This window comes from Paenarthrobacter sp. C1, assembly GCF_049315185.1.
GTDB classification, from domain to species: Bacteria; Actinomycetota; Actinomycetes; order Actinomycetales; family Micrococcaceae; genus Arthrobacter; species Arthrobacter nicotinovorans.
The window spans coordinates 2,630,001-2,642,297 of the sequence record NZ_CP186052.1 but is presented as its reverse complement, the minus strand read 5'-3'; the positions used below and the strand labels follow the sequence as shown (position 1 = coordinate 2,642,297).

Below are 12,297 nucleotides of genomic sequence, written 5' to 3'. Positions count from 1 at the left end.
CCTAGTGTCCGAAGGGATCGGGATCGACGCCGGGCATCCAGGTCAGGCCGGGCTTGCCCCAGCCGTTCTTCTTGGCCTGCTTCATCGCTTTCCTGGCATAGCGGTCCACCAGGCGGTTGACGTAGAGCTTGCCGTCCAAGTGATCGTATTCATGTTGAAGAATCCGGGCGAACCAACCGGTCGCTTCAAATTCCACGGGGTTGCCGTCGCCATCAAATCCCTGGACCCGGGTCCAATCAGCACGTTGCAAAGGGTAGTACTCGCCAGGGAAGGACAAGCAGCCTTCAACGTCCTCGTCAGGATCCGGAAGGGCACCGGAAACTTTGGAAAGCGTAAGGACCGGGTTCACTACGACGCCTTGGGGCGGGACGTCGTCGTCGTTCTCGTACTTGTAGACGAAAATGCGTTTGCCAACGCCGATCTGGGGGGCGGCGAGGCCTACACCGTTGGCGGCATCGTTGGTCTCGAACATGTCAGCGATCAGGGTGCGCAGTTCGTCGTCGAAGACTTCGACTTCGCTGGCCCGGCGGTGCAAAACAGGTTCGCCCCAGATAGTGACTGGCAGGACGGTCATGTCAGTTCTTCCTTAGTGATCGCTATGGTCCGGGGCGCACCGGATCGGGTTAAAAGCAAAGGCCGCACCGGGTTACCGGTGCGGCCTTTGTGGAAACCGGCTCTGCAGCCAATCTCGGTGGGGTGAGCTACGGGGGTTGAACCCGCGACCTCCTGGACCACAACCAGGCGCTCTGCCAACTGAGCTAAGCCCACCATGTGCCTTTTCGGGCTAGTCCGTTGGACCGGCTTTCCTCGAAGGCAACGACAAATAGCTTACCTGCTGTTTTGGGGTGCAAAGTCCACTTTTGCCGGTTTTGGCGAAAAAACCTTCAAAAATGGCGCAGATCACACCGGATTGCTGGATCCCAGGGTTTCGGCGCTGGCCATGATGTCCTTGGAAATGCGCTGCGCCGTGGCGGTATCGGGCCCCGGAGCGGCGACGAACACTGCCTCGCGGTAGTAGCGGAGTTCGTCGATGGAGTCCTTGATGTCACCCAACGCGCGGTGCCCACCGTGTTTTGCGGGCGACTGGAAGTAGGCGCGCGGGAACCAACGCCGGGAGAGTTCCTTGATGGTGCTGACATCAATAACGCGGTAGTGGAGGTGCTCAACAATGTTCGGCATGTCCCGGGCCAGGAACATCCGGTCCGTTCCCACGGAGTTTCCACCCAAGGGGGCTTTGCGGGGATCCGGGACCCACTTCTCGATGTACTCCAGAACCTGGGCTTCGGCCTCAGCCATGGTCTTTCCGTGCGGGAGCTCATCAAGGAGCTTGGAGCGGGTATGCATGTCCCGCACAAAGTCATTCATTTGTTCCAGTGCGGCATCATCCGGCTTGATCACGACGTCCACGCCGTCGCCAAGGATGTTGAGCTCGGAATCCGTCACCAGGGCGGCAACCTCGATCAGGGCGTCGTTCTTGAGGTCCAGGCCGGTCATTTCGCAGTCGATCCAGACGATGCGTTCATTAGTAATAGGCACGCGCCTAGCCTATCCTTCAGCCGGTTCCAAGTGCTCCGATGGTACGATTTTTGAGCGCAGCAGTGTCGTTTCTTCCTGCTGTGGAAGCCCCGAAGACGCAGAATTTTTGTCCCGAATTTACCGGGCGAACGATTGGATGACGACTACATGACGGTGCCCGTACCCGCCGCCCAGAAGGCAGGGACAGCAGCGCCGACGGCGGATGCTGCAGCCAACGAGGTAGATAACGCACGTTCGCCGCTGATTGCCGGCTTCATCGGCTCGATGTTCATGGTGTTCGGTTCCTTGGGCGTTGGTTGGCTGGCTCCGGTATCCGAACTCAGGCGGCTGCCGCTTTTTATTTGGATGCGTACCGAAGGCGCGGGCGTCGCTCTCTCCATCGTTCTGCTCGCCATTGGTGGAATGCTGCTGGTCCGGGCCTGGCTGCGTCTGGGCCAACGGGTCCGGGTGTGGGGGATGGAAGCGCGCAAGGCCACGCTCCAGGCCGTTGGGGCGTGGGGACTGCCCATGATGTTCACGGTTCCGCTTTTCAGCAGGGACGTGTACGCATACATCGGCCAGGGGCGTCTGATGGTGGAAGGCATGAATCCGTACAAGAACGGGATCTCGGCCCTCCCTAATTATTTCCAACTGGGTGCCGACAAGATGTGGACGGAAGCGCCGGTCCCTTATGGGCAGCTGTTCTTGTGGATCGAACAGTTCGTGGTGTGGGTGACCAATGTCCAGCCCGAAGCCAGCATCATGCTTTTCCGGATGGTGGCTTTGGTGGGCATCGTGCTCTGCATCATCTACGTACCCAAGCTGGCTGAACTCCACGGTGTTAATCCGCATCGGGCACTGTGGCTGACAGCGGCGAATCCGCTCTTCCTGACCAACTTCATTGCCAGCGTCCACAACGACGCCCTGATGATCGGTCTCGCGCTGGCAGGTCTCTACTACTGCGCTACGCGTCGTGTGATTCTTGGCATCGTGCTGGTCACGCTCTCGATTTCGGTCAAACCGATAACCATTGTATTCCTGCCGTTTATTGGACTCTTGTGGGCCGGCAAGGGCGCCTCCTGGCCGCGGAAATTCCTGTACTGGTTCCTGACGGCCGGCATCAGCTTCGGGCTGCTGTACGCCCTGAGCCTGGTCAACGGTTTCGGATTCGGCTGGATCAACGGTCTTTCCGCTCCTGGCAGCATCTGGATCTGGTACGCCCCAGTGGGGCTGATCGGCTTGGTTGTGGCCTCGATTTTCAATGTCTTCGGCCTGGACGGTTGGGGCATGGCGAAATGGGTTTACGACGCCGGCAAGGTCCTGATGGTTGGAGCCGTCGCCTGGCAGATCTTCCGCGGCGACTACGACCGCTTGATGCGTCGACTCACGCTGGCGTTTGCGGCCATCGTTATCCTGGCACCCATGATCCAGTCCTGGTACGTGGTGTGGTTGATACCGCTCTTTGCAGTTACGGGTATCCGCAACGACTGGCAGGTCAAGGCCGTCTACTTTATCGTGTCGTTCTTCATGGTCTACGCCATCTCCGACCAATTGGACGTCTTCCCCTACCTGCAAAGCGAAGACCTGGGCCTGGCGCTCACGCTGGCCAGGAATGCGGCGGCCATCATTGCGCTCCTCTTTGCCGTCTACCTGATCTTTGTTGACCCGAAGACCAAGAGCCTGTTCCGCAAGCGCGACGAGCCGGGGCTGCGCCCCATCATTTGAGCAGCCGAGTGGCCTCCCGGGCGGACAAGGGGCTCAGGGCTTGCGCGTTCTCCTGGACGAATCCACGGACCCAGTCCGCGTCGGTCTTGCTGAACTCCCGTAGTGCCCAGCCGATGGCCTTGCGAACGAAGAATTCTTTGTCCGCCAGGTTTGCCGTAACGGCTTCAGCCAGCAGGACCCGGTCAGTAGCTGATTTCGCACCGAGCTGGGAAGTGATGGCTGCTCTGCGGATCCACATGTCTCCGTCTTCGGCCCACCGAAGCAGCACCGGGGTCATGGTGTCCCGATGGGCCAACAGCAGGGCGCAGATCCGGTGCGATACGCCATCAACGAGGTCCCACCAGGCGCCCGTCCGGATGATTTCTTCGTACACGGGCAGCATGAGCAGATCTTCCTTGACCATCCGCAAGCCGGTGAGGTCAATGGCCGCGTAGCGCTCCTCACGTGCCTCTGCCTCCCGCCACAGTGTCAGGGCGGCACTGCGCAATTCTTCCGGTGACGTCGGTGGGAATGCCTTGGCAGCCGCTTTTACGATTCTGCGCACCCCAGGCACTGTGACGCCGTATGAGGGCATTTCTGACTTCATGTACGCCTGTGCGCCACGTGCGCGCTCCGGGTCGGCCTCGGAACGCAGCTTTAAGCGAATGGACTCAACGAGTTCAGTAGTGGACATGCCCCAACTTTAGGGTCGTTGGCGGCGGCAAGGGCGAACCTTTGGTACCAACCCCGCAGGTCCAGTACAACCAGTACCACCACGACCGGTACCGGCACAGTCGGGGGCCGCCCTTGTCCGGAGCACTTGGCCGGCATCCGCCTGGACGGCCGGATGCCGGGCGGACATTTCAAGCGCCGGCACCCACCAGTTCGCCGGTTGTTGTGTTGACCAACAGGGAACTGTCGCCACCTGTACTGTGAAGCCCTGCGGGTACAGTTTCTTCCTCCGGGGGAGACTGCTCCTCGTCTTCGCCCTCCCAGTCGCTGCGATTCGCGGGATTGCCGGAGTCATCCACGGAGGGGCCCGAATCTACAGGTGCCGAGGCTCCGTTCATCCGGGTGAAGTTGGCAGAGCCCCACATGAGGTCGTGGCCAACAGATTCGGCATCGATCTCGGCCACATGGTAGACGCGGCCCTCGTGCTCCCATTGCCGTAGCCGCAGCTTGCCGACGACCAAGACCCGCTGGCCTTTCTTGATGCTGCAGCCCACGTGGCCGGCAAGGTAACGGAACGACTGCACTGTGTACCAGTTGGTGTTGCCGTCCACCCAGGTGTTGCTCGCGCGGTCGTATCGGCGCTCAGTGGTTCCGAGGCGGAACGACGCAGTAGCGGTACCACGGGTAGTCGTGGAACTTTTCACGTCCGAGGCCACAAAGCCCCTGACGGTGATCATGTCATTCATTGGTGGTCCTTCACGATGTAGGGAAGTGCCTGTCCGGCATCTATAGCCTTGTCCAGCGACGTTCCGGATGGGAGTGCGGTCCTGCGCTATGTGAATAACTTCGGGCCCAGGCCCGTTGTTGAGGAATGGAGGCAGCCAGCGTGGAGATGGCGGGTGACCCAGCGATCGCATGTAAACTCTTTGTGGCGCGAGCGGCCCGGGTGGTCATCGAGCCAGTGCGCCCCAGTAGCTCAGGGGATAGAGCAGCGGCCTTCTAATCCGCCGGTCGGGGGTTCGATTCCCTCCTGGGGCACCATTCACCCTCCTTGGATACTTCCAGGGAGGGTGTTTTTCCAGGGAGGGTGTTTTTTCAGGGGGTGGACTCCAGGAACTCCTTGAGGTTTCCCAGCACCAGTTGCCAGGTGGCGGTGGAAGACGCCACTTCTTCTTCGCTTGAGTTGTTCCCCTGGGTGATGGTCACGGTGGTTCCATCCGGTGTTCCCGCCAGGAGGTACTCAACGGTGTGGTGGTTTTCCGGTATATCGGCAAGTCCGGGGGCGGGACTGAAGTGCGTAGTCTTGAGCCTGACAGGAGGGTCGAAGACCAGGATGGTTCCTTTGTCTTCGTAGGTCTTGCCGTTGTACTCGCCTTCGTAGGTAATCGGCTCGCCCACGCGCCAGGACGTAGTGACGTTGGTCCCCAGGAAGTACTGCCTGATGAGGGCCGGATCAGTCAGGGTGTCCCACACCTTTTCAAGCGGCGCGTCGATCGTGGCCGACGCAACGGCCTCTGAAGCTTGTCCGCTCATAATGTGCACTCCATTTCCGCGTCCCGCCGTCGGGAACCCTTCCGGTGCACACGGTACGCCCGTCGAAGTCGTCTGTGAATGGCACAATGACTAGGTGATAAGCAGGGGAAGCACTTCGAAGTATCGCGGGCCGGCGCCGGCGTCCACCACCAAGGTCCGTCTGGCGGGGTGGTCAATGCTGGTCGCCGCTCTTGTCCTGGTTACAGGCTGCACGGCCACACCCGGGCCTCCAACCACCCCGGTGGGGTCCACCGCTCCGGGCGCCAGCAGTGGCGCAAGCTCGCCCGTCAGCCCTGGAGCCAGCGCGTCCGCCAGCGCCGCGGAGGGCCCTTCCAACACTGCGGATCCAGCTGTGGCTGCAACGACATCAACCGTCGAGTCCACGCTTAAGAACCTTGTGGCCGGCAATCCCAAACCGGACAGGGAGGCGCTGCGTGCCGCATTGGTATCTGCAGGAATTCCCCAGGAGAATATCGAGGTATCAGTCAGCCGCACACCCACCGGCCTTGACGTTGACGCCATGGAAGCGGCCACCCTGGCCGGGAAATCCTGCGTTATGGGGCAGATACGCGATGGCGGCGTTGTGGTCACGGTGTTGCCCGTGCTCTCAACCGGAAAATGCTTCGTAGGAGACGCCCGCTAGCCCGGCCTCAGGCAGCGAATGTGAGTTATGTACGCCTACCCATTAGATTTAAGGGCATGGCGGAATTCATTTACACGATGACCAAGGCTCGCAAGGCCGTTGGCGACAAACTTATTCTGGACGACGTCAGCATGTCGTTCTACCCTGGCGCGAAGATCGGCGTCGTGGGCCCGAACGGTGCTGGCAAGTCCACCATCCTGAAGATCATGGCCGGTTTGGACACCCCTTCCAACGGCGAGGCCCGCCTGAGCCCCGGTTACACCGTGGGCATCCTCCTGCAGGAACCGCCGCTGAACGAGGAGAAGACCGTCCTGGGCAACGTCCAGGAAGGCGTTGGCGAGATCTACGGCAAGATCCAGCGCTTCAACGAAATCTCGGAAGAGATGGCCAACCCGGACGCGGACTACGACACGCTGCTTGATGAAATGGGCAAGCTCCAGGAAGCCATTGACGCTGCTGACGCCTGGGATATCGATTCCCAGCTTGAGCAGGCCATGGACGCCTTGCGTTGCCCGCCTGCAGACGCCGACGTCACCGTCCTTTCCGGTGGTGAGCGCCGCCGCGTAGCACTGTGCAAGCTCCTGTTGCAGAAGCCGGACCTCCTGCTCCTTGACGAGCCCACCAACCACCTAGACGCCGAGAGTGTGCTGTGGTTGGAGCAGCACCTTTCCCAGTACCCCGGCGCAGTACTTGCCGTCACCCACGACCGGTACTTCCTTGACCACGTGGCTGAATGGATCGCGGAAGTGGACCGTGGCCACCTTTACCCCTACGAGGGCAACTACTCCACCTACCTGGAGAAGAAAAAGGCCCGCCTCGAGGTCCAGGGCAAGAAGGACGCGAAGCTCTCCAAGCGTCTTAGCGAAGAACTTGAGTGGGTGCGCTCCAACGCCAAGGGCCGCCAGACCAAGTCCAAGGCCCGTCTTGCACGTTACGAGGAAATGGCCGCAGAAGCGGAGCGGACCCGCAAGCTGGACTTCGAAGAGATCCAAATTCCGCCGGGACCGCGCCTGGGCTCTTTGGTCATCGAGGCCAAGGACCTGAAGAAGGGCTTCGACGACCGTGTCCTGATCGAAGACCTCTCCTTCTCCCTTCCGCGCAACGGCATCGTCGGCGTGATCGGTCCCAACGGTGTGGGCAAGTCCACGCTCTTCAAGACGATCGTCGGCATGGAACCCCTGGACGGCGGTGAGCTCAAGATCGGCGAGTCCGTGAAGATCTCCTACGTTGACCAGTCCCGTGGCGGCATCGATCCCAACAAGTCACTGTGGGAAGTAGTCTCCGAAGGCCACGACTTCATCCAAGTCGGCCAGGTGGAAATGCCCTCACGCGCCTACGTTTCGGCGTTTGGTTTCAAGGGCCCGGACCAGCAGAAGAAGGCCGGTGTCCTCTCCGGTGGTGAGCGCAACCGCCTCAATCTGGCACTGACGCTCAAGCAGGGTGGCAACCTCCTGCTCCTTGACGAACCCACTAACGACCTCGACGTCGAAACCCTCAGCAGCCTGGAAAACGCGCTTCTCGAATTCCCGGGCTGCGCCGTGGTGGTCTCGCACGACCGCTGGTTCCTGGACAGGGTGGCAACGCACATCCTCGCCTACGAAGGTGACGATGAGAACCCGTCCAAGTGGTACTGGTTCGAGGGCAACTTCGACTCTTACGAGGAGAACAAGGTGGAGCGCCTGGGCCCGGATGCCGCCAAGCCGCACCGCGTGACGCACCGCCGCCTGACCCGCGACTAACCACCGCCGCTGGCAGTACAGAGCAGCTGGCAGTACAGAACACAGGAAGGCCGGTCCCACGGGACCGGCCTTCCTGCGTGTGATTCCGAACTGCGTGAGCGTCTGAACGCTATGGAATCCGCACCATACCCTCCTGCGCCACGGTGGCAACATGCACGCCGTCGCGGTTGAAGATCCTGCCCGTGGCCAAACCCCGGGCACCCTGGGCGCTGGGGGACTCCTGCACGTAAAGCATCCATTCGTCCACCTTGACCGGCCGGTGCCACCACATGGCGTGGTCCAGGCTGGCTACGCTCATGCCCGGCGTCATCCAGGACAGACCGTGTTTGCGGAGGATGGGCTCCAACAGTGTGTAGTCGCTGGCGTAGGCCAGGGCTGCGATGTGCAGTTTGGGGTCGTCAGGGAGCGGACCCATGGTCTTCATCCACACCGCATTGGTGGCCACATGCTCGCTTGGCGGGGATACGTAAAGCGCGGGGTCGATGTGGCGGACGTCGAAGGGCCGCTCGGAGGACATGTGCCGGGCCAGCGGGTGGTCGAAGTGGGACAAGAGCTCGGCTGTGCTTGGGAGGGTTTCCGGATCCGGGATGCCTTCGGGCATGGTTGCCTGATGGTCGAGGCCGTTGTCCTCCACCTGGAACGAGGCGATCATCGAAAGGATCGGGACGCCGTCCTGGTAGGCGTGCACGCGGCGGGCGGAGAAGGAACGGCCATCACGCAGCCGTTCAACGCCGAAGGTGATGGGCTTGTTGGCATCCCCGGGACGCAGGAAGTAGCCGTGCATGGAGTGCGCCACCCTGTCCGGCTCCACGGTGCGCATGCCGGCCATCATCGACTGCGCCAGCACCTGGCCCCCAAAAACACGGTGCCGGGGCTGCTTTTGGGACGGACCAAGGAAGATGTCCTCATTGGTCCGGGCTCCGTCGAAGTCACCGAGGTCCAGCAGGCCGATAAGCACTTCCATGGGGTCTTCTGCGGGTGCTGCCACCTGGAGGCCAGTGTTCGTCTCAGTCATGGTTCGACTTTAGACGCCACCCCGACCCCTCTCAACCGGGGACATGCCGGTAGAGTCGATCATGTGACAGACGTCTTGACCCAGTCCTTCCGCTTCGCCGATCCCCGCGACCTCGCCGATTTGCGGACCTTCGCCACCCGGGCAAAAAGCATCGACGACGGCGCTATCCGCCTCCAGGCGGCAGGCAACGTCCTCGCTGCCTATGTATGCGTCTTGCGGCCGCGCATCCTGGGTGAATCCACGCCGACGATCCTTGGCTTGAGGACAATGGCGCTGGCTGAACCGGCTCACGCGGATGTCACCGTAACGCTCGCGTCCGTCATGGACCGTTTGGCCCGCTCCGGTGCCGATGATGTGGAACTTCCCATCCCGCCGTCGACCGTTTCGGAGTCATGGGCCGGAGTTGGTGCGCCACGCAGCGGCTGGGAGGCGCTGGGGACATTGTCCGACGCCGACCTCAAGTCAGCCGCGGAAGCAGGCATCGCGGAGGTGGCCGGCGTCATTCCGACCGCGGCAGGTGCTGCGGTGGTCAATACTGCAAGGGCTGCTGTCTGGGGCCGTGAGCTTCCCGACGGCGGGGGCCTGCCTGCCGGGTCCGCGTTTGCGGCCTTCGCCCTTGGATTCCTGGGCGATGGTGCGCAGCAGGTCTTCATGAATGGTCGGTGGTACCGGCTCAGCGGACCCCGCGGCCATGTGCTGGTACGCACAGGCGCGGGGCTCGGCCTCGGTTTTCCGGGCTAGTTCCGGGGAACTGCCGAAGGGCTGTTGACCATGGTCAGTGCGGCCCGTTCCATGTAGTCCCACAGGGTTCCCTCATGAAGGGGCGACAGGTCCAGAGCGTCCACGGCCGTCCGCATGTGGAACAGCCAACGGTCCTTGGCTTCGGGAGTCACTTGGAAGGGCATGTGGCGCATGCGAAGACGCGGGTGGCCGCGCTCCTCGCCGTACGTGGTGGGCCCACCCCAGTACTGTTCGAGAAACATCAGGAAGCGGCGCTTCGCCGGCCCAAGATCCTCTTCCGGGTACATGGGGCGCAGGAGCGGATCAGTGGCCACACCGTCGTAGAACACGTCGATGAGCTTCACGAACGTTTCATGGCCGCCGACGGCGGCATAGAAACTGTCCGTGTACGCAGGCTGGCTGAAAGGGTCGTTTTGCATCAGCTGGCGTCGGGGACCCGCCTGCGCCGGCTGGGGCTCCCCGCCTGCAGTGTTACTCATTGGACTTCTCCTCGGCTTTGGTGACGCGCGATGCGCCAGCTGTGACGGGCGCTGCTGAGGCGCCTGATTCGTCGCTGTTGTCGGGTGACTCCAGCGGCACGTAGTCCCCTTGGGAACGGTTTCCGACCCTCAGGATCTCACCGTTCCGCAGGTACCAGATGGCTCCGTCTTCCGCGCGGACGCGGGTGATCCTCAGTCCAACCGACTCAACGGTACCAACCACTTCGCTGGTGACGATCACGTCGCCGATCCCGTACTGGTCCTCGATGGTGATGAAGATGCCGGCGAGGAAGTCGCGGATGAGCTGTTGGGCGCCGAAGCCGATGGCGACACCCAGGATCCCCACGCTGGTCAGCAGGGGCGCGACGTCCACATTCATGAACTTGAGGACGTAGATGATGACGATCACCACCACCACGACGCTTACCAGGCTGGTGAGCAGCGAGCCGATGGTTTCGGCGCGCTGGGAACGCCGCTCATGGTCCAGGGCGCGGATGGCGGGCTGGACCCATTTGAAATGCGGCTTCTTGAAGAAGGAACTGCCGGCAGATACGCGCCGCGTGATGCGCAGGATGATGAAGCGCGCCACGATCCACACCAGCAGGCCGATGCCTACGGTAATGAGGATCGAAACGAGGTCGATCTTTTCGGGTTCGATGTTGATGGCTTCCGCAAGGGGGATAAAGGTCAAAGTGGAATAACTCCTTGTGGTCGGCCCGTGTTCGCCGGGCGCGGAACACTCTGTCCACGTTTAACCCTAGCGCCGTAGCGTGACGGTATGCGCATCCTGGTCCTGGGCGGCACCGCCTTCCTGTCAGCAGAAATCGCCCGGCAGGCAGTTGCCGCCGGTCATGACGTCACCTGTTTTGCCCGGGGTACTTCATCCAACCCGCCCGACGGCGCCACGTGGGTGCGAGGGGAGCGCACCTTGGGTGCCGCGGCCTATGCGGAGGTGGCAGACAGCTGGGACGCGGTGGTGGACGTTTCCAGGGTCCGGTCCAGGCACGCGAGGCCTTGGAGGTGCTGGGACCTGTCGCGGAACACTGGACGTTCGTCTCCAGCTGTTCGGTGTATGCGGACCACTCAGTACCTGGCGCGGATGAAAGCGCGGCCCTGCTGGAGCCGCTGCCAGAGGGGCATACGGCCGGCCCGGAAAGCTATGGCGAGTCCAAATCAGCCATCGAGCACCTGACACTGGGCCTGGTGGGGGAGAAGGCGCACATCGTACGGTCCGGACTCATCGGCGGCCCAGGGGACGGTACGGACAGATATGGCTACTGGCCGGCCAGGTTCGCTGCGGACAGTGACACGGTGTTGGTTCCGGACATTCCCACCGCCGCAACCCAGATCATTGACGTCCGGGATCTAGCAACCTGGATCCTGCGTTCGGCCGAAGGCGGGCTGACGGGAACGTACAACGCCTTGGGCGATGTTGTTCGCTTCGGTGACTACATCACCGAATCCCAACGGATTGCCGGGGCCGAAGAGAGTGATGTTATCCGTCCCTCCGAGCACTGGCTCGTTGAGCAGGGCGTGGACTACTGGGCGGGACCGGACTCACTGCCCTTGTGGCTTCCCCCGGGGCACGATGGCTTCCAAGCCCGCTCCAACCGTGCGGCACGGGATGCGGGAATGACCTTGCGCCCATGGCAGGAAACCCTGGCTGCCACGCTTGACGACGAGCGGATGCGGGGACTGGACAGAGAGCGAAAAGCAGGCCTTGGCCGCGGGACCGAACAAAGGCTCGTGGCGCTCTGGCGGGAGCTGCAGCGTTAGGCCGCGGCCGCCGTCGTGATCGGTTCATGGAGGACCGGGAAGTTGACGCTTCGCGCAATGAAGCAGACCTGGTTGGCCTCATGGTGAAGCTGCGGCATCAAAGCAGCGTGCGCGGCGTCCACGATGGTGACATGGGGCCGGAGCGTCACATTCTCGAATTGCCCGCTGCCGTCACGGTTGAGTTTCATGAGCCCTTCGGCGTTGTCCTCATAGCCGGTAACCACCACTCCGTGCTTGACGGCCACGTGCAGGAAGGACAGCATGTGGCACTGCGAGAGCGCAGCAAGCAGCAGTTGCTCCGGGTTGTAGCGCGTCCGGTCGCCATGGAACGTGGGATCGGCCGACCCCTTGAGTGTGGGAAGTCCGCTGATCTCGACGTCGTGGTCCCGTGAATATGCGCGGTAGCCCGCTGTGCCCTCTCCGAGGTTCCCGGTCCAGCGGACAGTCAGCGCGTAGTGGTGTTCGTTCAGGCCCATGCGG

14 protein-coding genes, 2 tRNA genes and 1 pseudogene are annotated in these 12,297 nt (G+C 62.1%); 6 read left to right on the top strand and 11 right to left on the bottom strand.

The window, feature by feature from the left end; genetic code table 11:
* Window position 1 precedes the first annotated feature (1 nt).
* From def to orn, 3 genes are all read right to left on the bottom strand, one after another.
* Window positions 2–574 carry a peptide deformylase gene (def, locus tag ACNAOU_RS12355; protein WP_422757042.1) on the bottom strand — a complete coding sequence of 191 codons (573 nt, stop codon included), beginning with the start codon at window positions 572–574 and terminating at the stop codon, window positions 2–4.
* Between the two features lie 118 nt (window positions 575–692).
* Window positions 693–768 (bottom strand) — tRNA-His (locus ACNAOU_RS12350).
* 132 nt (window positions 769–900) lie between these two features.
* Window positions 901–1,494 carry an oligoribonuclease gene (orn, locus tag ACNAOU_RS12345; protein ID WP_018777852.1) on the bottom strand — a complete coding sequence of 198 codons (594 nt, stop codon included), beginning with the start codon at window positions 1,492–1,494 and terminating at the stop codon, window positions 901–903.
* A gap of 189 nt (window positions 1,495–1,683) precedes the next feature.
* On the opposite strand from orn, the gene mptB reads away from it, so the two are divergent.
* The gene (gene mptB, locus ACNAOU_RS12340; RefSeq protein ID WP_422757041.1) at window positions 1,684–3,240 is read left to right on the top strand and encodes a polyprenol phosphomannose-dependent alpha 1,6 mannosyltransferase MptB; all 1,557 of its coding nucleotides are present in this window, start codon (window positions 1,684–1,686) and stop codon (window positions 3,238–3,240) included.
* Here the strand turns inward: mptB and ACNAOU_RS12335 are convergent.
* Both ACNAOU_RS12335 and ACNAOU_RS12330 read right to left on the bottom strand, forming a co-directional pair.
* The gene (locus ACNAOU_RS12335) at window positions 3,233–3,913 is read right to left on the bottom strand and encodes a DNA alkylation repair protein (RefSeq protein WP_422757040.1); all 681 of its coding nucleotides are present in this window, start codon (window positions 3,911–3,913) and stop codon (window positions 3,233–3,235) included. The genes mptB and ACNAOU_RS12335 overlap by 8 nt on opposite strands.
* Before the next feature lie 169 nt (window positions 3,914–4,082).
* Window positions 4,083–4,637 carry a single-stranded DNA-binding protein gene (locus ACNAOU_RS12330; protein ID WP_079582150.1) on the bottom strand — a complete coding sequence of 185 codons (555 nt, stop codon included), beginning with the start codon at window positions 4,635–4,637 and terminating at the stop codon, window positions 4,083–4,085.
* Window positions 4,638–4,856: 219 nt separating this feature from the next.
* Between ACNAOU_RS12330 and ACNAOU_RS12325 the strand changes: the two genes are divergently transcribed.
* Window positions 4,857–4,932, top strand: a tRNA-Arg gene (locus ACNAOU_RS12325).
* A 54-nt stretch (window positions 4,933–4,986) separates the two neighbouring features.
* On the opposite strand, the gene ACNAOU_RS12320 is transcribed toward ACNAOU_RS12325, so the two are convergent.
* Window positions 4,987–5,424 (bottom strand): SRPBCC family protein, encoded by a 438-nt coding sequence (locus tag ACNAOU_RS12320; RefSeq protein WP_422757039.1) that lies wholly within the window; start codon window positions 5,422–5,424, stop codon window positions 4,987–4,989.
* 90 nt (window positions 5,425–5,514) lie between these two features.
* On the bottom strand, window positions 5,515–5,763 hold the full coding sequence (locus ACNAOU_RS12315) for a hypothetical protein (protein WP_064722246.1): 249 nt from the start codon (window positions 5,761–5,763) through the stop codon (window positions 5,515–5,517).
* Between the two features lie 13 nt (window positions 5,764–5,776).
* Here ACNAOU_RS12315 and ACNAOU_RS12310 point away from each other — a divergent pair, with 13 nt between their 5' ends.
* The gene (locus ACNAOU_RS12310) at window positions 5,777–6,067 is read left to right on the top strand and encodes a DUF6993 domain-containing protein (RefSeq protein WP_227453651.1); all 291 of its coding nucleotides are present in this window, start codon (window positions 5,777–5,779) and stop codon (window positions 6,065–6,067) included.
* A gap of 56 nt (window positions 6,068–6,123) precedes the next feature.
* Complete coding sequence (ettA, locus tag ACNAOU_RS12305) at window positions 6,124–7,806, top strand: energy-dependent translational throttle protein EttA (protein ID WP_018777845.1); 1,683 nt, start codon at window positions 6,124–6,126, stop codon at window positions 7,804–7,806.
* Between the two features lie 109 nt (window positions 7,807–7,915).
* Here ettA and ACNAOU_RS12300 read toward each other — a convergent pair whose 3' ends face one another.
* Window positions 7,916–8,821 (bottom strand): acyl-CoA thioesterase, encoded by a 906-nt coding sequence (locus ACNAOU_RS12300; protein WP_018777844.1) that lies wholly within the window; start codon window positions 8,819–8,821, stop codon window positions 7,916–7,918.
* A gap of 63 nt (window positions 8,822–8,884) precedes the next feature.
* On the opposite strand from ACNAOU_RS12300, the gene ACNAOU_RS12295 reads away from it, so the two are divergent.
* Entirely contained in the window at window positions 8,885–9,562 is a 678-nt protein-coding gene (locus ACNAOU_RS12295) for a hypothetical protein (RefSeq protein ID WP_189075471.1), read from the top strand.
* Here ACNAOU_RS12295 and ACNAOU_RS12290 read toward each other — a convergent pair.
* Window positions 9,559–10,041: a globin gene (locus ACNAOU_RS12290; RefSeq protein WP_272932205.1), complete on the bottom strand. Its 483-nt coding sequence runs from the start codon at window positions 10,039–10,041 to the stop codon at window positions 9,559–9,561. The genes ACNAOU_RS12295 and ACNAOU_RS12290 overlap by 4 nt on opposite strands.
* Window positions 10,034–10,732 (bottom strand): mechanosensitive ion channel family protein, encoded by a 699-nt coding sequence (locus ACNAOU_RS12285; protein WP_422757038.1) that lies wholly within the window; start codon window positions 10,730–10,732, stop codon window positions 10,034–10,036. The genes ACNAOU_RS12290 and ACNAOU_RS12285 overlap by 8 nt, the downstream gene beginning before the upstream one ends.
* Before the next feature lie 87 nt (window positions 10,733–10,819).
* Between ACNAOU_RS12285 and ACNAOU_RS12280 the strand changes: the two are divergent.
* Window positions 10,820–11,817 (top strand): annotated as a pseudogene (locus ACNAOU_RS12280) (NAD-dependent epimerase/dehydratase family protein).
* Here ACNAOU_RS12280 and ACNAOU_RS12275 read toward each other — a convergent pair.
* Window positions 11,814–12,293 carry an OsmC family protein gene (locus ACNAOU_RS12275; protein WP_422757037.1) on the bottom strand — a complete coding sequence of 160 codons (480 nt, stop codon included), beginning with the start codon at window positions 12,291–12,293 and terminating at the stop codon, window positions 11,814–11,816. The pseudogene ACNAOU_RS12280 and the gene ACNAOU_RS12275 sit on opposite strands and share 4 nt — an antisense overlap.
* Window positions 12,294–12,297 lie beyond the last annotated feature (4 nt).